Source organism: Bacillus sp. GW823-FHT06A11 (assembly GCF_058795355.1).
This window is the reverse complement of the sequence record NZ_JBXAHS010000001.1, coordinates 307,873-332,850: the sequence shown is the minus strand read 5'-3', so window position 1 is coordinate 332,850 and position 24,978 is coordinate 307,873. Positions and strand designations below refer to the sequence as shown.

23 protein-coding genes and 1 pseudogene are annotated in these 24,978 nt (G+C 34.5%); 20 read left to right on the top strand and 4 right to left on the bottom strand.

Going from position 1 to position 24,978, the window contains the following annotated elements; all coding sequences use genetic code 11:
- The first annotated feature begins 90 nt into the window (after positions 1-90).
- Complete coding sequence (locus tag AC1Q8L_RS01485; protein WP_015406474.1) at positions 91-297, top strand: hypothetical protein; 207 nt, start codon at positions 91-93, stop codon at positions 295-297.
- A gap of 242 nt (positions 298-539) precedes the next feature.
- Positions 540-1,088 carry a cysteine hydrolase family protein gene (locus tag AC1Q8L_RS01480; RefSeq protein WP_000816771.1) on the top strand — a complete coding sequence of 183 codons (549 nt, stop codon included), beginning with the start codon at positions 540-542 and terminating at the stop codon, positions 1,086-1,088.
- 34 nt (positions 1,089-1,122) lie between these two features.
- Here the strand turns inward: AC1Q8L_RS01480 and AC1Q8L_RS01475 are convergent.
- Positions 1,123-1,572 (bottom strand): annotated as a pseudogene (locus AC1Q8L_RS01475) (NUDIX hydrolase).
- Between the two features lie 231 nt (positions 1,573-1,803).
- Here AC1Q8L_RS01475 and AC1Q8L_RS01470 point away from each other — a divergent pair.
- The 6 genes from AC1Q8L_RS01470 (at position 1,804) to adhP (ending at position 8,004) form a co-directional block, all read left to right on the top strand.
- Positions 1,804-2,697, top strand: a complete 894-nt coding sequence (locus AC1Q8L_RS01470; RefSeq protein WP_000055443.1) for a mechanosensitive ion channel family protein — start codon at positions 1,804-1,806, stop codon at positions 2,695-2,697.
- Positions 2,698-2,855: 158 nt separating this feature from the next.
- Positions 2,856-3,974: a two-component system sensor histidine kinase CasK gene (casK, locus tag AC1Q8L_RS01465; RefSeq protein ID WP_001008460.1), complete on the top strand. Its 1,119-nt coding sequence runs from the start codon at positions 2,856-2,858 to the stop codon at positions 3,972-3,974.
- Between the two features lie 14 nt (positions 3,975-3,988).
- Positions 3,989-4,630, top strand: a complete 642-nt coding sequence (casR, locus tag AC1Q8L_RS01460) for a two-component system response regulator CasR (RefSeq protein ID WP_000694630.1) — start codon at positions 3,989-3,991, stop codon at positions 4,628-4,630.
- Positions 4,631-4,792: 162 nt separating this feature from the next.
- Positions 4,793-5,647 (top strand): MurR/RpiR family transcriptional regulator, encoded by an 855-nt coding sequence (locus AC1Q8L_RS01455; RefSeq protein WP_001119651.1) that lies wholly within the window; start codon positions 4,793-4,795, stop codon positions 5,645-5,647.
- Positions 5,648-5,809: 162 nt separating this feature from the next.
- On the top strand, positions 5,810-6,673 hold the full coding sequence (locus AC1Q8L_RS01450; protein WP_000704324.1) for a PhzF family phenazine biosynthesis protein: 864 nt from the start codon (positions 5,810-5,812) through the stop codon (positions 6,671-6,673).
- Positions 6,674-6,966: 293 nt separating this feature from the next.
- Complete coding sequence (gene adhP / locus AC1Q8L_RS01445; RefSeq protein WP_000649129.1) at positions 6,967-8,004, top strand: alcohol dehydrogenase AdhP; 1,038 nt, start codon at positions 6,967-6,969, stop codon at positions 8,002-8,004.
- Positions 8,005-8,154: 150 nt separating this feature from the next.
- Here the strand turns inward: adhP and AC1Q8L_RS01440 are convergent, their stop codons facing one another.
- Positions 8,155-9,174, bottom strand: a complete 1,020-nt coding sequence (locus AC1Q8L_RS01440) for an ABC transporter permease (protein ID WP_000836572.1) — start codon at positions 9,172-9,174, stop codon at positions 8,155-8,157.
- Positions 9,171-10,073, bottom strand: coding sequence for an ABC transporter permease subunit (locus AC1Q8L_RS01435; protein ID WP_000932680.1), 903 nt, complete (start codon positions 10,071-10,073; stop codon positions 9,171-9,173). Before AC1Q8L_RS01435 ends, AC1Q8L_RS01440 begins: the two co-directional genes overlap by 4 nt.
- A 561-nt stretch (positions 10,074-10,634) precedes the next feature.
- On the opposite strand from AC1Q8L_RS01435, the gene gntK reads away from it, so the two are divergent.
- From gntK to gnd, 3 genes are read left to right on the top strand one after another with little or no spacing between them, the layout of a single operon-like run.
- Positions 10,635-12,173, top strand: a complete 1,539-nt coding sequence (gene gntK / locus AC1Q8L_RS01430; RefSeq protein ID WP_000450011.1) for a gluconokinase — start codon at positions 10,635-10,637, stop codon at positions 12,171-12,173.
- A gap of 14 nt (positions 12,174-12,187) precedes the next feature.
- Positions 12,188-13,537: a GntP family permease gene (locus tag AC1Q8L_RS01425; protein WP_000260194.1), complete on the top strand. Its 1,350-nt coding sequence runs from the start codon at positions 12,188-12,190 to the stop codon at positions 13,535-13,537.
- 18 nt (positions 13,538-13,555) lie between these two features.
- Positions 13,556-14,452 carry a phosphogluconate dehydrogenase (NAD(+)-dependent, decarboxylating) gene (gene gnd / locus AC1Q8L_RS01420; protein WP_000765981.1) on the top strand — a complete coding sequence of 299 codons (897 nt, stop codon included), beginning with the start codon at positions 13,556-13,558 and terminating at the stop codon, positions 14,450-14,452.
- A 68-nt stretch (positions 14,453-14,520) separates the two neighbouring features.
- Here gnd and AC1Q8L_RS01415 read toward each other — a convergent pair whose 3' ends face one another.
- Entirely contained in the window at positions 14,521-15,285 is a 765-nt protein-coding gene (locus tag AC1Q8L_RS01415) for a DUF2711 family protein (protein WP_002093982.1), read from the bottom strand.
- 139 nt (positions 15,286-15,424) lie between these two features.
- Here AC1Q8L_RS01415 and AC1Q8L_RS01410 point away from each other — a divergent pair, with 139 nt between their 5' ends.
- From AC1Q8L_RS01410 to AC1Q8L_RS01370, 9 genes are all read left to right on the top strand, one after another.
- Positions 15,425-16,645, top strand: a complete 1,221-nt coding sequence (locus AC1Q8L_RS01410; RefSeq protein ID WP_000526231.1) for a tetratricopeptide repeat-containing glycosyltransferase — start codon at positions 15,425-15,427, stop codon at positions 16,643-16,645.
- Between the two features lie 34 nt (positions 16,646-16,679).
- Positions 16,680-17,834 carry a CgeB family protein gene (locus AC1Q8L_RS01405; protein ID WP_000422334.1) on the top strand — a complete coding sequence of 385 codons (1,155 nt, stop codon included), beginning with the start codon at positions 16,680-16,682 and terminating at the stop codon, positions 17,832-17,834.
- Positions 17,835-17,978: 144 nt separating this feature from the next.
- Positions 17,979-18,515: an NADPH-dependent FMN reductase gene (locus AC1Q8L_RS01400; RefSeq protein ID WP_000780355.1), complete on the top strand. Its 537-nt coding sequence runs from the start codon at positions 17,979-17,981 to the stop codon at positions 18,513-18,515.
- A 1-nt stretch (position 18,516) separates the two neighbouring features.
- A complete protein-coding gene (locus tag AC1Q8L_RS01395; RefSeq protein ID WP_000097170.1) occupies positions 18,517-19,746 on the top strand; it encodes an MFS transporter in 1,230 nt (409 codons plus the stop codon).
- Positions 19,747-19,810: 64 nt separating this feature from the next.
- On the top strand, positions 19,811-20,368 hold the full coding sequence (locus tag AC1Q8L_RS01390; protein ID WP_001045713.1) for a YdcF family protein: 558 nt from the start codon (positions 19,811-19,813) through the stop codon (positions 20,366-20,368).
- Positions 20,369-20,468: 100 nt separating this feature from the next.
- Entirely contained in the window at positions 20,469-21,416 is a 948-nt protein-coding gene (locus AC1Q8L_RS01385; RefSeq protein ID WP_000614076.1) for an ABC transporter ATP-binding protein, read from the top strand.
- Between the two features lie 3 nt (positions 21,417-21,419).
- Positions 21,420-22,931 carry an ABC transporter permease/substrate-binding protein gene (locus AC1Q8L_RS01380; protein ID WP_000181022.1) on the top strand — a complete coding sequence of 504 codons (1,512 nt, stop codon included), beginning with the start codon at positions 21,420-21,422 and terminating at the stop codon, positions 22,929-22,931.
- Between the two features lie 213 nt (positions 22,932-23,144).
- A complete protein-coding gene (locus AC1Q8L_RS01375; RefSeq protein ID WP_000129441.1) occupies positions 23,145-24,572 on the top strand; it encodes a basic amino acid/polyamine antiporter in 1,428 nt (475 codons plus the stop codon).
- Between the two features lie 77 nt (positions 24,573-24,649).
- The gene (locus AC1Q8L_RS01370; protein ID WP_000391447.1) at positions 24,650-24,910 is read left to right on the top strand and encodes a hypothetical protein; all 261 of its coding nucleotides are present in this window, start codon (positions 24,650-24,652) and stop codon (positions 24,908-24,910) included.
- Positions 24,911-24,978: the final 68 nt, after the last annotated feature.

The window sequence follows — 24,978 nt, the reverse complement described above, 5'->3', positions numbered from 1 at the left end:
GCTTTTTTATTTGGACTAGAGTGTGCAAGAGTGAATAACTTGTTTCGTTTTCTAATACGATTAAATAGGAAGAAATCACTTGCTACTACTATGACAGAGAAAGAGGTTGAAGATGTGAATCGGTGTATTCGTATCGTCTTGATTAGTATAATGATGGCAGTAATTTGGTTTACGATACAAGAGGTGATTCAAATTACGTTTAATTACCAAATTCATGACTTAGTAATAGGAGCTAGTTGTTTTACCATTGTGTATCTATTATATCCCGCATTAATGGGCAGTAAGACCTCGCCTTAAAAATCGGTATATGTGAGGAGATTAGGTGGGAGATCAACTGTCCGATTGGTTTAACTAATAATCATTGGAGATGAACAAACTCTCCAATGATTAAAGTTTCACTTTATGATAAACTCGAATTAAGGTAAGTTTTACAAGAAAAATGTAGGTATTTCATTTGAAATGTCGAATAGTACATACGATGTCGTAATAACAAATTTTCTATTGTTTACTGTGAAACAGAAGAAGGAGAGATAGTAGTTATGAAACGAGCTCTTATTAATATTGATTATACATATGATTTTGTAGCGGAAAAAGGTGCTTTAACTTGCGGAAAACCAGGTCAAGAAATTGAGAAGGAAATTGTACATATAACGACGCAATATATTGAAAATGGAGATTACGTTGTCTTTGCGATTGATAAACATGAAAAAAATGATGTATATCATCCAGAATCAAAATTATTCCCACCCCATAATATAGCTGGTACAAGTGGAAGAGATTTGTTTGGGGAATTACAAGATGTATACGAAACATATAAAAATGCTGAAAATGTATATTACATGGATAAAACACGATATAGTGCATTTGCAGGAACCGACTTAGAAATGAAGTTAAGAGAAAGAGGAATAGAAGAAGTTCATCTTGTAGGTGTTTGTACTGATATTTGTGTTCTTCACACAGCAGTAGACGCTTATAATAAAGGATTTAAAATTGTTGTTTATGAAAAGGCAGTTGCATCTTTTAATGCGCAAGGGCATGAATTTGCACTTGGACATTTTAAATCTTGTTTACATGCAGAAGTGAAATGAAAAAGAGGCCTTTAAAAAGGTCTCTTTTTTGCGTTTAAACTGAGACGACATTTTGTTCAATTAATTTTTTTATGAATGGGCTAATATTTTGTGGTAGCTCATTTAAATTAAAAAATTGTACATGTAATGATTCGACTCCATCAGCTTTTAGCAAGCCACCTGTAATATCTTTGCAAAGGTAAGCGATTGTTATAAGGTAAAATTCATCTCCGTTCGTTAATTTCACAAAAAATTATTTACCTGAAAATACAGTTGCTAGCTGAAGTGTACCAATTTCGATTCCGGTTTCTTCAAGTACTTCTCGTTTTCCAGCTGCTTCTATAGATTCACCAAGTTCTACAAAACCTCCTGGAACGCCCCACATGCCATTTCGCCTTTGTTGTAGTAGTATTTGTCCTTGTTCATTGAAAACAGCTACCGCAACGCCTGCTAAATTAAGCGGTCTTGATCCAACAACGTCTCTTAGTTCTTCAATATATCCCATTGCTTGCAACCTCCGTGAGTAATAATATTTTCAAATGAACTATTCGATATTATGTAAATGTTTTCCTTTTATTTGGATGGGTAGTGTAGTCTTAAAGTAAAGTCATAAAAAAATTCAATTGTCAGCTCCCTTTAGGTTATGAAAAAGGGTATATTTATAGAAGAATGTCTAATGAATTTTAAAAATATAGCAGCTTTGTATAGAACTTTTATTAGTTAAGGAAGTGGATGAATGAGCTTATTAACGTATACTGAAGAATTTTTTAATTATGTAAGGGAGTTTTTACTTTTAAGATTTTTACTATTTGCTTTAGTTTTAATCATTATTTCATTTGTAATAAATCGTATTATTGATTGGTTTTTTAGGAAATCAAGCTTTTTTGATGAAGAGGTAGAGCAGACGATTCAAAGTGTAATTCGATCTATTTTTAGATATATCATTATCATCAGTCTTATCATATATTTAATTAGCCAATTTGTAGATATAAAAAGTATTATTGCAGGTGCAGGGATAGCTGGAGTTGTCATCGGTTTTGCAGCACAACAGATGCTAAAAGATGTTATATTAGGCTTTGCAAGATTAGCGGACAAAGAGTTCCGAGTTGGTGATTTTGTAACTTTTAACGGAACAAATTCAGGAACTATTGAAGAGATTAGTATTCGTTTTATGCAAATACGTGAATGGTCAGGAAAACTACTTACCATCCCGCACGGAGAGATTAGAACGGTACAAAATTTTAATAAAGGATGGATGCGTGTAATTGAACGCATCACGGTAAGTTATCAGGAAGATCCAACAAGAGTGAAGGAATTGTTAGAAGAAGTATGTGTTATATGCAATGAAAAATTGAATCAAACTCTTTATAGAGTAGAGGATGACGCTGTTGAACCATTTAAATACGTCGGTGTTACAGACTTAAATCCTAACTTGAAATATGTTGGCTATGAATTTTGTATTACAGGTTTAATAAAGCCAGAAGATTATTTTGAAACTTCTAGACAAGTAAGATTTGAATTAATGTCTATGTTTCATAAGAATCAAGTGCAAATGCCAGCAGCGAATATGGTTGTTACTACTGAAGGTTTACAGCATATCCATGGTGGACAATCTTTATCGGAAAGCTAAAGTAGAATCGTTTGTTAACAAAAATTCTGATTCCAACATTGGATAGAATAACAATAATAAAATGATTGATATAAAGAAAGGGCTGAAGGGATTCGGTTCTTTTTTTATTTATAGAATTTAGAAATTTCTTAATGTTATAATTGTAGTTGGTGATGAGAATGAACTTTGAAGAAAAAGAGATGCATCGTTTAGAAGCATTAAAAGAAATTGCTGAATTATTAAATGAAGCAACAAACTTACAGGATATGTTAGAAAAAGTGTTGCATACATTGTTACAAGTAATGAATTTACAAACAGGGTGGATATTCTTTATTGATGAAAGTGGAAAGCATAGCATGCTTGTAGACGAAAATTTACCAGAGGCTCTTACGTGGCAAGAGAAGAAGCCGATGTGTGAAGGAAACTGTTGGTGTGTAGAACGTTTTGTGAATGGGAGATTAGAAAAAGCGACTAATATTATTGAATGTAAGCGAATAGAAGATGCAATTGAATGTAATTGGGGAGAGACAGAAGATGTTACACATCATGCGACAATTCCGCTTAGGTCTGGATCAGAAAAATTTGGTCTACTAAATGTGGCTGCGCCTCATAAGACTCATTTTTCAGAGGAAGAGTTAGCATTATTAGAATCAATTGCATTTCAAATTGGAACAACAATACAACGTATTCAGTTAGTTGAGAAAGAACGTAAATATGTAGTGGTAGCGGAAAGAAATCGACTTGCACGTGATTTACATGATTCAGTAAAACAATTGTTATTTTCTATTATGCTAACAGCGAAAGGTACTTTGAATATGACGCAAGATAGAGAATTGCAAGAGATGTTAAGTTATATTGGAGAATTATCACAAGAAGCATTACAAGAGATGACTCTATTAATTTGGCAATTAAGACCTGAAGGATTAGAGAAAGGGTTAGCAGAAGCAATTCAAAATTACGGGAAGTTATTAGGAGTTCAAGTGGAAGTTCGAATTGATGGGATGGTTTCAATTGGGGATGAAATAGAAGAAGTTTTATGGCGTATTAGCCAAGAGGCGCTACATAATTGTAAAAAGCATGCTTCGTGTGAAAAGGTACATGTTCTTTTGAAAATAGAAAATAACCAGTTACATTTTTACATAGAAGATAATGGAATAGGATTTATACAAGAGCAAGTAAGGGAGTCAGCACTTGGCCTGAAAAGTATGAAGGAACGTATTCAGTTAATGAAGGGGTCGTTTCAAATTATAACAGAGCTGAGAAAGGGTACAAAAATAGAAATTCAATTGCCGATTTGAAGGGGAGAATAAGATTGAAGATTAAATTGCTACTAGTTGAGGATCATCATATCGTTCGAAGAGGACTTGTATTCTTTTTGAAAACGAGAGAAGAATTTGAAATTATTGGGGAAGCGGAAAATGGCGAAGAGGCATTACATTTCGTGCAAAAAGAAAGACCGGATGTCGTACTAATGGATGTATCGATGCCGAAAATGGATGGAATTGAGGCAACAAAACGTCTAAAGCAATACGATGAGACGATAAAGGTACTTATATTAAGTAGTTTTTCAGAGCAAGATTATGTTATACCAGCACTTGAAGCTGGAGCAGATGGTTATCAATTAAAAGAAGTACAACCTGAGCAACTTGTCGCTTCTATTATTGCAGTACATCAAGGAAATGCGAATTTTCACCCGAAAGTAACACCTGCATTAATGGGGCGTACCGCAGTAAAGAAGGAAATAGAAAATCCTTTTTCAATGTTAACGAAAAGAGAGCAAGAGGTACTTCGCGAAATTGCGAAAGGAAGAAGCAACAAGGAGATTGCAGCAGAACTTCATATTACAGAACAAACTGTGAAAACACACGTTTCAAACGTTTTAGCTAAATTGGAAGTGGATGATCGTACGCAAGCCGCATTATACGCAGTGAAACATGGGGAGGATTATTCATAAGCATGAATAATTCTGTTATATCGTATGACAGAATACATAGGAGCAATTAAAATTTATAGTAATCCCTAATATAGGTTTTTCTTCTTTCAATAATTAGGTACAATAAAGTTAAACTAATCGGTTTTTACAGGATAAAGCTACGATAGAAGAGGAGGATATGCTATGCCTGGTACAAGGAGTGGGATTGGAAAGATTCAGGCTTCGTTAAATGGTTTATCACCGAAATTGCGAAGTATTGCCGAACATATTTTGAAACATCCACAAGATGTTGTACATAAATCTATTACAGAATTAGCTGAAGTTACGAGTAGTTCCGAAGCGACGATATTCCGCTTATGTAAACACCTTGGTTTGCAAGGTTTTCAAGATTTAAAGATTACATTAGCTCGTGAAATTGTACATACACCGATGCAAAATATTCATGAAGAGGTATCAGCAGAAGATAGTATGGTAACTGTTGCTAAAAAAGTTTTTCATTCGCATATTACAGGACTGCAAGATACTTTACATTTGCTAAATGAAACAGCACTTGAGCAGGCTGTACGAGCTTTGCAAGAAGCAAGGCGAATTGAGTTTTATGGAAATGGTGGCTCTGGTATTATTGCGATGGATGCGTATCATAAGTTTATGAGAACGGGTATTTCTTGTATCGCTCATACTGATTCGCATTTTCAAATTATGGGAGCAGGTTTACTCTCGGAAAATTCAGTTGTTATTGGCATTTCTCATTCTGGTAGCAATAAAGGGTTACTTGAAGCGTTAGAAGTAGCGAAAGCAAGAGGGGCCAAAATTATTGCGATTACGAGCTATAAGAAATCAGCATTAAGTCAGCTTGCTGATATAACGTTATATACATCAACACGTGAGACTGAATTCCGTACAGAAGCAAGTTCATCACGATTAGCACAGTTAAGCTTATTAGATACTTTGTATGTAGGGTTGTCGTTGCAGCGACAAGAAGAAACACTAAAAAATTTACAAAGTATACGTGAAACGATTTCGATGAAGCGAATATAAAAAAGCTCTTCAAATGAAGAGCTTTCAGATTGTAGACAAACTATTTTTGGAGAGTTCAAATGCTAAAAATAGTTTGTCTCGTATTTTATGGATAATTTATCTAATTGTATTTATATGTAGTGCTTTCTATATATAATTTACTATAAGTGAGGAAGGTGTCTTATGAAAATATCCGTTTATGTTGCAAGTGCATTTAGCAAGGATCATAAAGGCGGAAATAAAGCAGGAGTGGTATTTATTGAGAATACAAATACATTGACCACTACTCAAAAAATGACAATAGCGAAACAACTGGGTTATGCGGAAACCGCATTTATATCAGAATCTGAAATTGCTGATTATAAATTTGAGTATTTTACTCCAAAAGAAGAAGTTGATTTATGTGGTCATGCCACAATTGGCTCTTTCGCGATACTGATGCATTTAAATAAAATTTTCAAGAATCGCTATACGATTGAAACGAACAGCGGTGTTCTTACTATTACCATAACAGATGACATCATATTCATGGAACAAAATAAACCGATATTCTATGATTTTGTATCTCCAAATGAGTTCACCGACTGTTTTGACATTAAAGATATAGACAATAAATACCCAATCCAAATTGTCTCCACGGGCTTAAAAGATATTTTAATTCCTATAAAAAGCGAAACACAATTACATGCACTGCAACCTAATTTTGAAAAAATTAAAGAAATCAGCAAGTATTATAATGTTGTTGGGATGCATCTATATACTTTTAATGACAATCGAATTATATGCAGAAATTTTGCTCCACTATACGACATTAATGAAGAAGCAGCGACTGGAACTTCAAACGGTGCATTAGCTTGCTACCTTTATGAACAGCACTATTTGCAAAAAGAAGTCTATGTATTTGAACAAGGTTATTCTTTACACTCGCCTTCCGAAATATTAGTTAAATTAGCAACCAATAGCAAAAATAAAATAGAAAAAGTTTATGTTGGCGGTAAAGGCTATTACTGTGAAACTAAGTGTTTAAATATAGAAAATATTGAGTGAAGAGCTTTTTTATCGATGAGAAGTTTGTTACTTTGTTTTCTTTTAGAAATGTATGACTTACTTATAGTCAGTGATAAACTCTCATTTTTAAAAATTTAAAATAAAGACCGATTTGTGTAATAATTCAAATATTGTTCATAATTTCACAAATTGTTTATGAAGTGTCATGTTATGATGAAGATGTAAAGATGATTGAACACTTAAATTTGGTACAATAACTAGCCAAAGTAGTGAGGAAAGTAGTTGTGAGATAAACTCATTAAAACGCTAAAACACTAAAGGGGAGATCACATATGAAAGCAGTAGTGGTTAATAAAAACAGCAAAGCAAACATCGAAGTGATTGAAAAAGAATTACGTCCGTTACGCTCAGGCGAAGCGTTAGTAGATGTAGAGTATTGTGGAGTTTGCCACACTGATTTACACGTTGCGAATCATGATTTTGGTAACACTGATGGCCGTATTCTTGGTCATGAGGGTGTAGGTATTGTTACGAAAATAGCTGATGATGTTAATTCGCTAAAGATAGGTGACCGTGTAAGTATTGCATGGATGTTCCAATCTTGTGGACGTTGTGAATATTGCGTAACTGGTAGAGAAACATTTTGCCGTGAAGTTAAAAACGCAGGTTATTCAGTAGATGGTGGTATGGCTGAACAATGTATCGTTACAGCTGATTATGCGGTAAAAGTACCAGAAGGATTAGATCCTGCTCAAGCATCATCAATTACATGTGCTGGTGTAACTACATATAAAGCTATTAAAGTATCAGATATTAAACCTGGTCAACCTATTGTAATCTATGGCTGCGGTGGATTAGGTAACTTAGCTATCCAATATGCTAAAAATGTATTTGGTGCAAAGGTAATCGCAGTAGACATTAATGACGACAAATTAGCCTTAGCGAAAGAAGTTGGTGCTGATATGACTATCAATCCAATTTCTCAAGGTCCTGCTGATAAAATTGTTCAAGAGGAGCTTGGTGGCGCTTATGCTGCGGTAGTAACAGCAGTCTCTAAAGTAGCCTTTAACTCAGCAGTTGATGCAGTACGTGCTTGCGGTAAAGTAGTTGCAGTAGGGCTACCAGTAGAAACAATGGACTTAAACATCCCGCGACTTGTACTGGATGGAATTGAAGTAGTTGGTTCTCTAGTGGGTACTCGTAAAGATTTGGAAGAGGCGTTTATGTTTGGGGCAGAAGGAAAAGTAGTGCCGGTTGTTCAAACTTGTTCGCTAGATAAAGTACAAAATGTATTCGAAGAAATGGAACAAGGTAGAATTCAAGGGCGTATGGTAATTGATTTTAAAAAACATAATTGTGATTGCAAATAATTCACTTTAAATATAAAAAGCATGAGTCTAGCAAAGGACATGTAAAAAAGTTAAACAGCATAAGAAGATGATCCCTGTATTTAATAGGGATCATCTTCTTTATTTTCTACTAATATCGATGCCAATTAATACTTGATTAATGAGAAATGATTAAAGGTTTACTTTATTTGCAAACGAAAAGGAATCTTTATGTTTAACAAATTTTTTATGATCTGGAACGTTTTGAATTGCTACAATTTGCGAATCTCTTGCTTTCAGTGCATCTTGAATCCCGATGGTCATAAGCTTAATAAATAGAATCGTAATAAAGAATGAAGCGAGAGTATAAAAAATAATCCACCATGAAAGATTCATTTCATTACGATTTAATCCAATAAGACCTGCCCAATCATTAGATAGAGAAACAGGTTTGAGCACTCCGTCATAGAGTTCACGCATTTGTATGCCGCCAATTACAATGTTAAGCAACGCTAAATGGATAACGAGTATGAGTGTTTGGACGATATGTTCCATAAATAATACAAATAAGCGGTCAAGTAATAAGACTCGTAAGTGTTTTTTAATAATATGAAAACGACTAGCCCCCAGTAATTGTGAACTTAAGATGTAATCTTGTTTCATAAATTCATCAACCTCTGAGGATATGTATAAAGAAAGTGTAGGCAGAGCGACGAAAATAAGTACGAGTACTTGATAAAACGTAAATGAAATATTTGGATCTACCCCATCAGCATTTGATGTGATTATAATATTAACGGGCGTGATGAGTATGAATGCGATAAATAGAGTTGGAATATAATAAAAAACTTCTGAGCATGACTGGAAAAATCTCTTGAGTTTTGGAGCATATAAACTTAAGAGGATTCCTATACATGTTCCGCATAAAATTCGAAAGAAGCTAATTGCTACGGCTAATAAAATAGTGAATTTTGCTCCTTCTACAATTTGTAAGAAAACAGACTCTCCAAAACGATCAGATCCAAAAGGTGGAATTAACGATGGCGGAAAGGGGGCCTTTCCAAGTAATTCGTTATTGTCATTGTAAAGTAACTGAGGAGGTTTTGGGATGTTATCTTTAAAGAACCAACTATAAATAAAACTAGCTGAAATAAGTATGAATAGATAAGTAAAGCCGATTAAAAAGCGTTTTGATTTCCAAATAGATTTCATAATGATACTCCTTTCAATTGCTTTTTCCATCTATTCATCATGAATGAGACTATTTGGAAAATGGCATAAAACGGTAAAATAATCATAACAAGTATGATAAATGCAGCGGGAGGTGAAACAAACGCCTTATTAAATAGAAATTGAATAATGCCTTCCATATTAAAAACAAATTCTAAAATGAATAAATTAGAAAGTAAGAAAACAAAAATCGTTTTTAAATGGTGAAAGAAGTGGATAGATATATTTTTGAATAAATGAATGCAGAGTATATAACTTGATGAAAGACCTTTTCCATATGCAACCTCTACGTAATGTTTTCCTTCTTCTTCTTTTATGTATAACACCATCATCCGAAACATTTGTAATGTAGGTAAGACAGCTAATGATAAAATAGGGAGTAAATAAGCTCGATTTTCATTAAAAGAAATAATAGTGACAGGAGATTCCCCGAATTTTTGAAGTACCCATATGAAGAATATTTGCAAACAAATCATCATCATCATATCAGGGACAGCTTCTAATATGAACACAATTCGGTTTATCCATTTTTTTATATAATCTTTCGCTAAAAAATAAAAAAATGCCATGCTAGATGATAGAAAGAGAGCAAGAAAAAAGGCTAAAAATAATATAGTAAATGAATATAGGTAAGGTTCTAAAACAGTTGGAAATAATGGTGTTTTTTTGAAATGGCCAAACTTCGGGTCTGATCCTATAATCACTAATGATTCAGGGGAGAAGACCTGTTTTAACATGGTAACGATCTGATTAAAAAAATAAATTGGTTGAAAGGTAAACCCTTGTTGAGTGATAAATAAATAAGGTAAATTTAATAATAGTAAGAGTGATAAAAGAATTGATGAAAGCTTAATTGTGAATTGAGATATTTTATTTAACATTAAATCCCTCCGACATCTTTTTACAACATTATACAATAAATTCTATATTATTGTTTTATTTTTCTGAAAAATAAAAATACTATTAAATTTTATAGTATGTAAGATATATTTACAAGATAAAAAAGTGATAGCAGGGGGGCCGCGCTCTATGTTTATCAAGATAAAAGGACTAGTGAATCTAAAACAATAAACAAGAGCAAAATGCACAGAATTCTCATTCTGCGGGTAGTTACTTTTCTTGGCTTGATGGTTATGTAACGTGATCCCTAAAAATGAATATTGCTTTTCAACGCTTTTTCATGCAAATGAGTAGAACGTATGGAGGACTATGTATGTGTTGTTAATGAGAGGAAAGAGTGTATTGCGTAAAGAAGATAACGTAATTTTACCGCACGGAAAAGCTAAATTTAGTATATAAGTGAAATGGAATGAGGGGATTTACTTTTCGTTGTGAAAAAAATTTTCTTTTTATAACTTGATAAATGAAAAAATATTTTATATACTAATTCATGTAAACGGTTTACTAAATCGTATTTTGCTAGAAATGAAGGGAAGATTCGCATGGAAACAAGGGGGAGAGTAATCGGGATTGATATCGGTACCACAAGTACAAAAACGGTTGTGTTCACAGAAAAAGGAAAAGTCATTGCATCACATGCAATCGATTACCCAATTATTCAACCGAATGTAGGATGGGCTGAGCAAGATCCTGATGTAATATGTGCCGCTGTATACAAAAGTGTAAGCGTTACCATTGAAAAAGGTAATGTATTACCAGAAGATATTTCTTCAATCGGTATTAGTACAGCTATGCACGCATTAATTGCAGTAGATGAAAATGGTGCGCCATTAACGCGTTCTATCATTTGGGCAGATAATCGAAGTACGAAGCAATCAGAAAAATTATTACAACAAATGAATGGGCATGAAATTTATAGACGTACAGGTACACCGATTCATCCGATGTCACCACTTTCTAAATTGTTATGGATGAAAGAAGAGGAACCAGAGTTATATACAAGTGCCTATAAATTCATTTCCATTAAAGAGTATGTGATTTACCAATTATTTTCACGCTACGTAGTTGATTATTCGATTGCTTCTGCTACAGGGTTATTTAAATTAGAAACATTAAACTGGGATGAAGATGTTTTGACTATGTTACATATGTCACCAGAACAATTATCAACCCCTGTACCCACTACATATATTTTATCAGGTATGAAGCCAGAATTAGCACAGAAGATGGGGATAAGTGCAGAAACACCAATTGTCATCGGAGCAAGTGATGGGGTTCTTGCAAATGTAGGAGTTGGTGCGATATCACCGGGTGCGGCTGCAATTACGATTGGAACGAGTGGTGCGGTTCGAACAATCTCATCAAATATAAATACAGATGAGAAAGGGAGAACGTTTTGTTACGCATTAACAGATGAGCACTGGGTAATCGGTGGTCCAACGAATAACGGCGGAATATTACTGAGATGGTTACGTGATGAATTTGGTAGTCCAGAGCAAGAAGTAGCAAGAAAGCTCGGCATTGATCCTTATGATTTATTAATTAAATATGCAGAAAGCGTACCAGCTGGAGCGGATGGGCTATTGTTCTTACCTTTCTTATCTGGAGAACGCGCACCTTACTGGAATGCAAACGCTCGTGGTACATTCTTTGGAATCAATCTTCAACATAAACGAGAACATTTTATACGTGCAGTGATGGAAGGTGTTTGTATGAGTGTATATTCAGTAGCACTCGCAATCAGGGATTGTACAGGGCCACTTACTGAAATACGAGTTTCAGGAGGGTTTGCAAAATCTGCATTTTGGAGACAAATGTTGTCCGATATGATGGGAAAAGAATTGCTTGTACCTGAAAGTCATGAAGCATCTGCGCTTGGGGCAGCGGCAGTTGCTTTATATGCTGTAGGAAAAATTGATTCTCTTGAAGAGGTAAAGGATTGGATTGATATTGTCCATCATCATGTACCGAATAAAGAAAATACGGCTATATATTTAGAAATGTTTTATATGTATGAACGACTTTACAATCGCTTGAAAGAAGAATTTGATTGTATAGCTGCTTTCCAACGTAAACAATAGGGGGATTGGGAGAAATGGTAGTTGGGATCGTACTAGCGGCAGTTGTCATACTACTTTTACTTATTACGGTAGTAAAATGGCATCCATTTGTCGCATTAATTTTAACAGCAATTGGTGTAGGTTTAGCAATGGGAATGCCTTTAATTGGAACTTCACCAAAAGATCCAGGGATTATTGATGCTATTAAACTAGGGCTTGGTAATACGTTAGGCTTTTTAGCGATAGTTTTAGCACTAGGAACGATGCTTGGAAAAATGATGGCCGAATCTGGCGGTGCTGAACGTATCGCTAACACATTAATTAATCGTTTTGGGAAGAAACGAGTTCACTGGGCGATGATGTTCGTTGCATTTTTAGTAGGGATTCCGGTATTTTTCCAAGTTGGATTCGTCCTATTAATTCCGTTAGTATTTACAATTGCGTTAGAAACTGGGGTATCACTTATTACAATCGGTATTCCGCTAGTAGCAGGACTGTCAGTCGTACACGGACTTGTCCCACCGCATCCAGCGGCAATGGCGGCAGTGGGTATTTTTAAAGCAGATGTAGGGAAGACAATTTTATATGCGTTAATTGTCGGACTTCCAACTGCAATTATTTCAGGTCCACTTTACGGGAAATGGATTGGTGCTCGTATACATAAGGAAGTACCATTAGATATAGCGGAGCAATTTATTGAAAGAGATAAGAAGAAAGAACTTCCTAGCTTCGGAAATACATTGTTTACTATTTTACTTCCAGTATTTCTTATGCTTGGTGCATCCATTGCTGAAGTAGCGTTACATAAAACGAGTCAACTTGCACAAGTGTTACACTTTATTGGAGATCCAATAGTCGCTTTATTAATTGCAACGATTTATTCTTTCTTTAGCCTTGGTTATGCAAAAGGATTTTCTAAAGATAAAGTATTACAATTTACAAATGATTGCCTTGGGCCAATTGCAAACATACTGTTAGTAATTGGTGCTGGTGGTGCATTTAATAAGGTATTATTAGATTCTGGAATTGGTACTACAATTGCTGAAATGGCGAAAGAATCACATATTTCACCAATATTACTTGGATGGGGAATTGCTGCACTTATCCGAGTTGCGACAGGATCGGCAACTGTTTCTATGATGACAGCAGCTGGTATTGTTGCGCCGATTGCAGCAAGTACACCAGGTGTAAATGTTGAATTATTAGCACTTGCAACAGGTGCAGGGTCATTAATTTTATCACACGTGAATGATTCAGGATTTTGGATGATTAAAGAGTATTTCGGAATGACTGTGAAAGAAACGTTATTAACATGGACTGCAATGGAGACTATATTATCTGTAGTAGCACTTGGGCTAATTTCGATATTAAATATATTTGTATAAAATAGGAGATTGATTAATATGAAACTAGGATTAATTGGATTAGGAAAAATGGGATTCCCATTAGCTGAACACTTACATGAAGACAAGCATGAAGTAGTTGTATACGATGTAAATAAAGAGCTTGTAGAAAAGGCAGGAAAACTAGGAATTACTGCACGTCATACATTAAAAGAAATGATCGCTGAATTAGAAGCTCCTCGTACGATCTGGGTAATGGTGCCTGCAGGAGAAGTTGTAGAGTCAGTATTAAAAGATGTGTATCCGTTATTAGATGAAGGTGATATCGTTATTGAAGGTGGAAATTCATTCTATAAAGATACGTTACGCCGTGCTGAAGAAGCAAAAAGCTTCGGATTACATTATGTAGATATCGGTACATCTGGCGGTGTAGAAGGAGCTAGATACGGTGCTTGTTTAATGGTTGGTGGAGAAAAAGAAATTTACGACCAATTAGAACCTTTATTTAAAGATTTAGCAGTAGAAAATGGCTATTCTTATGCTGGCCGCGTTGGTAGTGGTCATTTCTTAAAAATGGTTCATAACGGTATTGAATACGGCATGATGCAAGCAATTGCTGAAGGATTTGAAGTACTAGATAAGAGTGACTTTGATTTCAATTATGAAGATGTTGCAAAAGTATGGGCGAACGGATCAGTAATCCGCGGTTGGTTAATGGACTTAACTGAAAAAGCATTTGCAGATGATCCTAAACTTGATGGCATTAAAGGTGTAATGAACTCTTCAGGAGAAGGGAAATGGACTGTTGAAACTGCGCTTGAGTTACAAGCAGCGGCACCAGTAATCGCGATGTCATTATTTATGCGCTATCGTTCTCAGGAAGATGATACATTCCATGGAAAAGTAGTTTCAGCACTACGTAATCAGTTCGGTGGACATGAAGTTGTAAAAAAATAAGGATGTTTTTGAAAAGAAACTTGTGCATAAGCGCAAGTTTCTTTTTTATAGTTTAAGAAATTACTAATTTAAAAATACCAATCAATCATCGTTTTTTTGTCACAAATGACAGCTTCAACATTCATTGATTGAACAATATAATCTATATTTTCTTCTTTAGCTAATAATAAGGTTGTAAAGGAATCGTATATACTCATAAACGCATACTCATTGTCTTCTCCAGTAATAATTAACTCATTATTGCTAATGTCCCAAATATCTAATGGAGTAGTATTATTTACCTGTAATAATCCGTTTGTATCAAGAATTGGTTCAGAGAAATATAGATTTTTTGCACCTTTAGAACCGAGGAGTTTAAGTAATTTGTGTAATAAAAATATAGACGTATAATCTTCTGTTGGATAATAAAGATCTTTTTTTAAGTTTGAATGTAGCTTTTCAGCTAAATCCTCTCTTTTATATTCTTCTGAAAAGGCACTAATGGAAGTCAACATGGCCATTGCTAGGTCTGCGTATGAATGTAATCCACTACAAGACATCATTTCCTTCCAAGAAACGGATTTCCCATTGTGAATGATTTCTTCAGCGCTAGGATAGATGTGCTCATATGGTCTTTTTCTCACAGACTTTTCCCATCCTAAAGGCATTTGGACAAATGGACGTAGCAATATAGCTGCAGATTTAAAATTACTTGGTAGTTGTTCTAAAATTGGTGATTTGTCATTTAGCCAAATGTAATCCAACAAAATATAACCTCCTCTTATACTTTGAAATGTACGGATTCCCGTATTATGTTTTTTTGTATTGATTGTATCAAATATAAAGCGAAGCATGAAATATGTCCCAACATAAAAGTAAGAATAAATAAAATGAAGTTTTCATAAATAGTAAAAGGGTGCTTATGTCATCAGTATAGCTAAAAAATGTTGTTACATATGAGAAGAGCGTGTTAATAAAATATGAGGTGGTTAAATGGGAAATGAGCAAGTGAAGTCTGTAAAGGAAGAAAAAAAGTTATGTCTTTGTATGATTGTCAAAAATGAGTCTAGAATTATGGAAAGATGTTTAAATGCAACAAAATCAATTGTAGATTATGTTTCTATTTGTGATACTGGATCGACGGATAATACGCCTGAAATTATAGAAAATTGGTGTAAGGAAAATGAGATACCTGGGACAGTTCATCATGAGCCGTTTAAAAACTTTGGTTATAACAGAAGCTTAGCAGTTTCATTAGCGCAAAAAACATATCCAGAAGCGGATTATTTATTAATATTAGATGCGGATATGATTTTAGAGGTTGATCCGAATTTCGATAAAACGAGCTTAACGGAAGATCATTATCTTACATTGCAATATGATGTTCATATTAAATATTGGCTTACACGTCTATTAAAAGCTTCTTTACCATGGAAATCTGTCGGTGTTACTCATGAGTATTGGGATATAGATCGCTCAAAAGTTGGAGCGAATTACAATACGAGGGTAGATCGGTTAGAGACTCTTGTCGTGAATGATCCCGGAGATGGCGGGAGTAAAGCTGATAAATTTGAAAGAGATGAGAGGTTGTTGTTACAAGGAATAAACGATTCAGAAACAACGCCAGATTTGCATATAAGATATTTATTTTATTTAGCCCAAACTTATTTTCATTTAAGTCAATTTGAAGATTCGATTAAATGGTATAAAAAACGAGTGGAAGCAGGGGGTTGGGTTGAAGAGGTATTCTATTCGTTATTGCGAATAGGGTTTTGTTATGAGCAGTTAGCAAATCGTTCAGCAAATAAACAAAATGAAGTGACAGATGCTGATGAAAAAGAAACTGTTAAAGGGCAAGAAGAGAAATATTTAGCATTAGCTGTTTTTTATTTTCAAAAAGCGTGGGAATATAGACCAACTCGGGCTGAACCATTATACCAACTTGCAAGGTTGTATCGATTACGATCTCAAAACAATATTGCTTTGATGTATGCTCTGCAAGGCAAGGAAATTCCTTTTCCAAAGGATGATCTTTTATTTGTAGATTATCATGTGTATGATTACTTATTTGACTATGAAATTTCTATTAGTGCTTTCTATATACCTCATAAAAAACATTTAGGGGCCGTGTCGCAAAAGTATTTGGAATCGATTAAAGAAGAGATTCCATTTCATATAGCAAATGTAGTAGAGAATAATGCGAAATTTTATTAAATACATTTTCGATTAAAGGAGTAGTGGAGTAATCATGGAATTAATGCGATGGGCGATTGAACTAGGAGAATCGGTGCATGGAAATACGTATGAAGAATTGATGCCACTACTAGACTATTATTATGATCGTGATCATTTAAAAGCGTATTGTATCGCAAATCTTCTTTTAAACATGGATGTATTAGATGAACATCGTGAAAGAATCGAATTAAGAAGATGCATCGCTGCTTATTATGCTGGATTATATAAAGTAGCAAGAAAACATGCAAATGAGTTAGTACTTAAACATCCGGATGTAGATTTATATAAAAATAATTTAAAATTAATGGAAGCTTATTTGAATAAAGAATATGATTATTGTCTTTTTATATGCCCAAAGACATACGGTAGTTTCATAGATGTTGCGCGAGCTTTAAAGTGGCGGTTGGAGCAGGAGGGAAATACAGTAATTATATCAGAAACAATACTGGAAAATGTAAAGAATACAGTTGTTTTTGGAGCACATACATACGCATATAACCCGAATCTTCTTCCGAAAGATGCAATTATTTATAATTTAGAACAGCTATACGAAGGAAGTCCATATGCGCACCCCCTTTATTTAATATTATTAAAAGATAGAGTGATTTGGGATTATAGTAAACAAAATATAGAATGGCTAAAACAAAAAGGGGTAGGAAAAGAAATAAAACATGTAAAAATGAACTATGCTCCAACTTTGGAAATAAAAAAAGATGCATTTGAAGATGACATTACTGAAGATATTGATATTCTGTTTATAGGTGCTCTTAATCCGAGGCGGCAAGCTATTTTTGATCATCTAAAAGCGATTGCCCCAAATTTAAATATAGTTTTTAAAAATAATGCGTGGGGAATTGTTAGAAATGAATTGATTGCTAGAGCTAAAATTATATTAAATATTCATTTTTACTTATCAGGAATTCTTGAAACACCTCGCGTGTCTTATGCAGTCGCAAATAAGAAATTTATTATTTCCGAAAATAGTAATCCAGAAGATGAGGTAGAGTGGCCGGGAATTGTATTTACTCCGTACGAAAAAATAATTGAAAACGTAATGAAATATATAGAATTACCAGAAGAACGGAAAAAATTAGCGGGAAAAGCATATAATCATTTTGAAGCAAATGAAAGTTTAGGTACATTGAGTCTGAGAGATGAAACGAAGTAATTGTGCGAAACTCATACGAAAGTATGAGTTCTTTTTTGTTTATCATACTATTTTATGAAACAAGTTAACTCTTTATATTGTGTTTTGTATAGAAATTTCTGATAATATATAAGTAGAACTTGAAAACAAAGGGGAGAAATAATCATGAAACTAGTCGTTATTAACGGTACACCAAGAAAATTTGGTAGAACTCGCGTTGTGGCAAAATATATTGCGGATCAATTTGAAGGGGAATTATATGATTTAGCAATTGAGGAGTTACCTTTATACAATGGAGAAGAGTCACAACGTGATTTAGAGGCAGTAAAAAAATTGAAAACGTTAGTGAAAGCTGCGGATGGGGTTGTATTATGTACACCAGAATATCATAATGCGATGAGCGGTGCGCTGAAAAACTCTTTAGATTACTTAAGTAGTAGTGAATTTATTCATAAACCAGTTGCGTTGTTAGCGGTTGCTGGTGGCGGTAAAGGTGGAATAAATGCATTAAACAGCATGCGAACGGTCGCTAGAGGTGTTTATGCAAATGCCATTCCAAAACAAGTTGTGCTTGATGGATTACATGTGCAAGATGGTGAACTTGGGGAAGATGCCAAACCATTAATTCATGATGTAGTTAAAGAATTAAAAGCATATATGAGCGTATATAAAGAGGTGAAAAAGCAACTAGGAGTGGAGTGATATGTCCTCACTTTATCATGATTCTCGATTGTATTACATTCTAGGGGCCAATAGTCTATCTGCTATTGGTTCCGGAATTGTTATGATAACGATTCCGTGGCTGTTAATTAAAGAGAGTGGAGGAGAGACAACGTTTGGTTATGTTTCTATCATTGCAACCCTCATTATGTTTTTATTAACACCATTCATTGGGCAAAGTATTGATCGTTTTTCAAGAAAATCTTTATTGCTATGTAACGAAGGAATCGGAATTGCCGTAATTGGAATAATGGTTATATGGGGATTTGCTGGGCAACCTTATCATTCTATTCACTATATTCTTATTTATATAGCCGGATCATTCTACTATTTATTATTTTATCCTACAATATTTGCGTTCAACCAAGAGATATTTCAAGCGGAACATTATAAAAGTTTAAGTGGAACGATGGAAATACAAGGACAGTTAACACAAGTTATTTCTGGAGCGGCCGCGAGCTTCTTAATTGAAATTGTATCTTTGAAGTGGATTTTGTTAGTAGACATGTTAACTTTTGCTGGAGCATTTTTTCTTTTCTTATGTATACCGTACGTAAAGAAAAAAGAAGTGAAAAGAAAAATAACATTTAAGAAGCAATTGTTTGAAGGAATTCACTTTATGAAAAAACGTCCTAAGCTCTTTTGGTTCTTACTGGCTACTTATATGCCGTTTATAGGTGTCATGATGGCAAATTATTTAATACCCGTGTATATTTCGGATATACTCAAAGCCAATGCCTCTGTATACGCAGTAGAGGGCACGATGTACGGTGTCGGAGCGGTTGTTGCAGGAATTTGTATTCCACTCATAATGAAATATGTCAAAACAGAAGTTTCAATCGTTATGACGATGTTCATTTATGTAATTTCAATTACCGCAATGAGTATTGAACCTTCCGTAATGTTGTTATATGGACTAGCGATTTTTCATGCAATTGGAAATGCGGGGACAAGAGTGGCGAGAAATGTATTGATGATGGAGGAAATTCCAAATGAAGTAATGGGACGTGTAGACAGCTTATTTCGCCTAATTGGTACTGGAATACGAATTTTATTATTAATGTTGTTTACAGCGGGTGTATCTAAAGTGGGAGTCATGCTGCCGTTTTACGTACTAAGCTGCATATTGATCTTCTCATTAGGAATCGCTATTTATTATGTACTATCACAACGTAAAGTAGCGGCGCATGTTTCTAATAAATCAATCGTTTGAAAAAACACTTCTGCCTCCCTTTCTTTTTCTATATAATAACAAGAAAGGGAGTGAATACTTATTTATGAACAAATGGATCTTTCTTATAATTTTATTATTACCGCCACTATACATCATTTATATGACGTTTCGAATGAACAAAGTTGCTCGTGAAAAGTTGAGCTATCACTCTCCGTACGTTCTTATACTGGGTGCAAAGTTATTTGGAGATAGACCGTCTTTATCTCTTCAAAATCGTTTGGATGTAGCGTTGGAGTATTTATTTTCCCATCCTGAAGCGAAAGTAATTGTTTCAGGTGGTCAAGGAGAAGATGAAGATATACCGGAAGCTCATAGCATGAGAAATTATTTAATGGTACACGGTATAGATGAGAGTCGTATTTTAATAGAAGATCAATCTACAAATACGTATGAAAACTTAAAATTTAGTATGGATTTATATAATGTGAAACATGCGGTAGTTGTAAGTAATACATATCATTTATATCGAACGAAAATAATTGCAAAGCGTTTAGGCATGAAGATGGAGGCGCTAGCTGCTGAAACACCAATTCGTTCTAAGAGAAAAATGTATGTTCGCGAATATGCTGCTATTATGAAAACAATATTGTTCGACCGTTAGAGCTCAAATGCGAGCTCTTTTTTAATTTAAAAGCGTATCATTTGAAATGAATGCCATATTCCATCAAAATAAAGGAAACAACAGTAAAGGAGTTGTGTTTGTGATTCAATTTAATCATGTGTCAAAATCGTATGAAGATGGCACGAAAGCAGTGGATTCATTGCATTTAGAAATTAAAAAGGGAGAATTTTTCGTTCTCATCGGTCCGAGTGGTTGCGGGAAAACAACGACAATGAAGATGATTAATCGTTTAATCGAAACGACTGAAGGATCGATTTTAATCGATGGAAAAGATATTCAACAATATAATATAAACGAATTACGTTGGGATATAGGATACGTGTTGCAGCAAATCGCTTTGTTTCCTCATATGACAATCGCTGAAAATATTGCAGTTGTTCCTGAAATGAGGCAATGGAGCAAAAAGGAAATAAAAGCACGCGTCGATGACTTGTTACATATGGTTGGATTAGATCCGGATATATATCGAGATCGTATGCCTGATGAATTGTCAGGAGGACAAAAACAACGTGTCGGTGTCGTGCGAGCATTAGCCGCAAACCCGAAAATCGTTCTTATGGATGAACCATTTAGTGCGTTAGATCCATTAAGTAGGGAACAGCTTCAGAAGGATATTGTACAGTTGCAAAAAAAGATTCAAAAAACAATCGTGTTCGTAACACATGATATGCAAGAAGCATTATCACTTGGAGATCGCATTTGTATTATGAAAGAAGGAAAAGTTGTTCAACTAGATACACCAGAAGGAATTATACATAATCCGAAAAATGAATTTGTAGAGGAGTTCATTGGAAATCGTGGACGAACTTGGTATGAGGAGAAAAGTGTAGCAGATGTATTGCCGCTTGATCAAAGTGTGCAATTAGAAGGGCAGGCACTATCATTACATTCTTCTTTACAAGAAGCGTTAGTTCGTGTGCGTGATGAGGAAATCGTTCCAGTTGAAGAAAACGGTCAATATATTGGAGCGTTAACAAGTCGTCATATCGTCAATTACATTGTTGAACAAATGAAGGAAAGAGGCTAAACAGTGACTAATTTTATACAAACGTTCCAAGAACGAAAAATAGAATTACTAACTGCATTAAGTGAGCATTTACAAATATCGCTTATTTCATTATTTTTTGCAGTAATTATAGCGGTGCCACTTGGCATTTTATTAACAAGAAAAGAACGAATGGCTGAATTTATAATAGGAACTTCTGCAGTAATGCAGACAGTGCCATCACTTGCATTACTCGGACTATTAATTCCGTTAGTAGGAATCGGAAAACTTCCAGCGATTATTGCATTAGTTGTGTATGCACTATTACCTATTTTACGAAATACATATACAGGAATAAGGGAATTAGATGAATCACTAATAGAAGCCGCGAGAGCTATGGGGATGAATAGTTGGAGAAGGCTGTGGAAGGTAGAGCTTCCTCTTGCATTGCCTATCATTATGGCCGGTATTCGTACAGCGATGGTATTAATTGTTGGAACGGCTACATTAGCAGCTCTCATTGGTGCTGGTGGGCTCGGTAAGCTTATCTTATTAGGCATAGATCGAAATGATCATGCACTTATCATTTTAGGGGCCGTACCAGCCGCGTTACTCGCTTTATTCTTTGATATAGTACTTCGCATACTTGAACGACCGAAACGCTCTTCTAAGCGTGTTATATTGACGATATGTATAGTTGTAGTAATGATTGCTTCTCCATTTCTTTGGAGTACAGAAAAGAAAGATATTGTTATTGCGGGCAAACTTGGATCAGAACCTGAAATTTTAATTCAAATGTATAAGCAGCTTATTGAACAAGATACCGATTTAAACGTACAATTAAAACCAGGTCTTGGAAAAACAGCATTTGTATTTGAAGCGTTGAAATCCGGGGAAGTAGATATATACCCAGAATTTTCAGGAACAGCTTTATCTACTTTCGTGAAAGAAGAACCAAAGAGCACAAATCGTGATGAAGTATATGATCAGGCTCGCATTGGAATGGAAAAGAAATATAATATGGTTATGTTGAAGCCAATGGAGTATAACAATACATATGCACTAGCCATGCCGAAAAAAATAGCAGATCAAAAGAATATAAATACAATTTCTGATTTAGGGAATGTTGCGCAGGAAGCCAAAGTAGGGTTTACATTGGAATTTGCTGATCGTGAAGATGGTTATAAAGGAATGCAAAAATTATATAACTATAAGTTCTCGAATGTTAAAACGATGGAGCCGAAGCTGCGTTATAGCGCAATTCAATCTGGAGATGTTAACGTAATTGATGCATATTCAACAGATAGTGAATTGGAGCAATACGGACTGAAAGTGTTAAAAGATGATAAAGGGTTATTCCCACCTTATCAAGGGGCACCATTATTAAGAAAAGAAACGTTACAGAAATATCCTGAACTTGAAAAGGTATTAAATAAATTATCTGGAAAGATTACAGATGAAGAAATGCGAAAAATGAATTATGAAGTTAACGTAAATGGTAAAAGTAGTGAAGAAGTCGCAAAACAATTTTTAGAAAAAGAGAATTTACTTCGTTAAATTTACAAGAAATATACAAATTTATATGTTTGAAATGACCGTTCATTACAAAATGAGCGGTTTTTTTGTGCATACTTATACATTTTTTCAAAAAAGTATTCCATTTTTGTTCATTTTCTTTTAGAATAAGTAATGTTTTCCTGAAAAAATATAAGAGAAACGTCTATTAGAGAAAAAGGTGACTTTAATAGTTGAACGAACATAACACCTAGAATGACAGATGGGGTGGTACAAATAGAAAAGAAGTTAGGATTTTTTCCGTTAATCGCATTAGTAGTTGGAACAATGGTTGGTGGAGGTGTTTTTAGTTTACCGCATGATTTAGCAGTAGGAGCAAACAGTGGTGCAATAATAATTGGCTGGTGTATTACAGCGATGGGAATGATTCCACTTGCGCTCGTATATCAAACGTTAGCAAGACAAAAACCGGAACTTGAAGGTGGAATTTATAGTTATGCACGTGCTGGTTTCGGTGAATATATTGGATTTAATAGTGCTTGGGGATATTGGCTAGCAGGAATCTTAGGTAATGTCGCAACAATTATGTTACTGTTTAGTACATTAGGTTATTTCTTTCCAATTTTCAAAGGAGGAAATAATGTTGCATCTATCGTTGGGGCATCACTTTTATTATGGACACTTCATTTTCTAATTTTATTTGGAATCCGTGAAGCTTCTATTATGAATGTTATCGCAACAATAGGGAAGTTAGTTCCAATCGTTTTATTTATTGTTGTAATGGTAACAGCCTTTCGCTGGGACACATTTACACATGATTTTTGGGGAGAAGGAACCTTCTCACTTTCCGCTATACTTGGTCAAGTGAAAAATACAATGCTTGTAACACTTTGGGTTTTCATTGGAGTTGAAGGAGCGGTTGTATTATCCGGAAGAGCGAAGAATAGCCGAGATGTTGGTAAGGCAACAGTAATGGGACTTATTTTAGTAATGTCCATATATATTTTAATTTCTGTTCTGTCAATGGGAGCGATGACAAGAAGCGAACTTTCTGTGCTAGAAACTCCGTCAATGGGACATGTATTAGAGCATGTTGTTGGTCCATGGGGTGCAGTTGCGATTAACATTGGGTTAGTTGCTTCACTTGTCGGTACATTAATTGGCTGGTTTTTACTTGTTTCTGAAATTTCTCATGTAGCCGGAAAAGATGGCGTATTTCCGAAAGTCTTTACGAAAACAAATAAAAAGCAAACACCGCACATGGCATTATGGATTTCAAATGGTGTTGCCCAAATTATATTTATCATCGTTCTGTTTTCAGAATCAACATATCAAATTATGTATTTCATTGCATCAACATCAATTTTATTACCATATTTATTATCAGCGTTATTCCAATTTAAATTAGTCATTACAAACGAGCTAAAAGACGCTAAATTAAAAAATGGAGCGTTAGCTTTAATTGCTTCTATTTACTCTGTATGGCTTCTTTATGCAGCTGGTTTAAAGAATTTACTACTAGTTTCAATTGTGTATGGAATTGGAATTATTGTTTACACGTTTGCAAGAAAAGAACAAGGGAACCGTTGCTTTGCAGGTGCAGAGAAATATGTGATGTGGGCAATTATTATTGCGGCTATCACATCACTGTATATGTTATTAACTGGAAATATAAAAATGTAAAAAGTCCTTTTCATTTAAAGGGCTTTTTTCTTTGTTTAGAGAATATTTACTACATAAGATATTCAGGAGGGATGAGAATGGAAGAAAAAGAACAGCTGTCTAGAATAATTGATTTAGCTAGTGAGTTAAGGAAAGTATTAGTGCAAGAATCTTTTTTTAATCATCATCCTGAGCTGAGAGGAGTCATTGAGAATTTAGCAAGTTCTGTTGAAAATTTGGCGGAATTGCAAAAAAGTAAAGATGAAAATGCTGAAGATCGATTACGTTACGTACTTGCTAAAATGAAAATTGCTCATAATGCAATTTTACAAGAGAAAAAAGCATTTCCTTCTCATTAATATACGTTTTAATTTTGAACCTGGCGGATAACGTCAGGTTTTTTATTTCTAGTTTTTCGTTTCTTTCA

Excerpts from the sequence above, each read along its gene's own strand:
- AC1Q8L_RS01485 (WP_015406474.1), top strand. The coding sequence starts at position 91 with ATGACAGAGAAAGAGGTTGAAGATGTGAATCGGTGTATTCGTATCGTC.
- AC1Q8L_RS01480 (WP_000816771.1), top strand. The coding sequence starts at position 540 with ATGAAACGAGCTCTTATTAATATTGATTATACATATGATTTTGTAGCG.
- AC1Q8L_RS01470 (WP_000055443.1), top strand. The coding sequence starts at position 1,804 with ATGAGCTTATTAACGTATACTGAAGAATTTTTTAATTATGTAAGGGAG.
- casK (WP_001008460.1), top strand. The coding sequence starts at position 2,856 with ATGAACTTTGAAGAAAAAGAGATGCATCGTTTAGAAGCATTAAAAGAA.
- AC1Q8L_RS01455 (WP_001119651.1), top strand. The coding sequence starts at position 4,793 with ATGCCTGGTACAAGGAGTGGGATTGGAAAGATTCAGGCTTCGTTAAAT.
- AC1Q8L_RS01450 (WP_000704324.1), top strand. The coding sequence starts at position 5,810 with ATGAAAATATCCGTTTATGTTGCAAGTGCATTTAGCAAGGATCATAAA.
- adhP (WP_000649129.1), top strand. The coding sequence starts at position 6,967 with ATGAAAGCAGTAGTGGTTAATAAAAACAGCAAAGCAAACATCGAAGTG.
- AC1Q8L_RS01440 (WP_000836572.1), bottom strand. The coding sequence starts at position 9,174 with ATGAAATCTATTTGGAAATCAAAACGCTTTTTAATCGGCTTTACTTAT.
- AC1Q8L_RS01435 (WP_000932680.1), bottom strand. The coding sequence starts at position 10,073 with ATGTTAAATAAAATATCTCAATTCACAATTAAGCTTTCATCAATTCTT.
- gntK (WP_000450011.1), top strand. The coding sequence starts at position 10,635 with ATGGAAACAAGGGGGAGAGTAATCGGGATTGATATCGGTACCACAAGT.
- AC1Q8L_RS01425 (WP_000260194.1), top strand. The coding sequence starts at position 12,188 with ATGGTAGTTGGGATCGTACTAGCGGCAGTTGTCATACTACTTTTACTT.
- gnd (WP_000765981.1), top strand. The coding sequence starts at position 13,556 with ATGAAACTAGGATTAATTGGATTAGGAAAAATGGGATTCCCATTAGCT.
- AC1Q8L_RS01415 (WP_002093982.1), bottom strand. The coding sequence starts at position 15,285 with ATGCTTCGCTTTATATTTGATACAATCAATACAAAAAAACATAATACG.
- AC1Q8L_RS01410 (WP_000526231.1), top strand. The coding sequence starts at position 15,425 with ATGGGAAATGAGCAAGTGAAGTCTGTAAAGGAAGAAAAAAAGTTATGT.
- AC1Q8L_RS01405 (WP_000422334.1), top strand. The coding sequence starts at position 16,680 with ATGGAATTAATGCGATGGGCGATTGAACTAGGAGAATCGGTGCATGGA.
- AC1Q8L_RS01400 (WP_000780355.1), top strand. The coding sequence starts at position 17,979 with ATGAAACTAGTCGTTATTAACGGTACACCAAGAAAATTTGGTAGAACT.
- AC1Q8L_RS01395 (WP_000097170.1), top strand. The coding sequence starts at position 18,517 with ATGTCCTCACTTTATCATGATTCTCGATTGTATTACATTCTAGGGGCC.
- AC1Q8L_RS01390 (WP_001045713.1), top strand. The coding sequence starts at position 19,811 with ATGAACAAATGGATCTTTCTTATAATTTTATTATTACCGCCACTATAC.
- AC1Q8L_RS01375 (WP_000129441.1), top strand. The coding sequence starts at position 23,145 with ATGACAGATGGGGTGGTACAAATAGAAAAGAAGTTAGGATTTTTTCCG.
- AC1Q8L_RS01370 (WP_000391447.1), top strand. The coding sequence starts at position 24,650 with ATGGAAGAAAAAGAACAGCTGTCTAGAATAATTGATTTAGCTAGTGAG.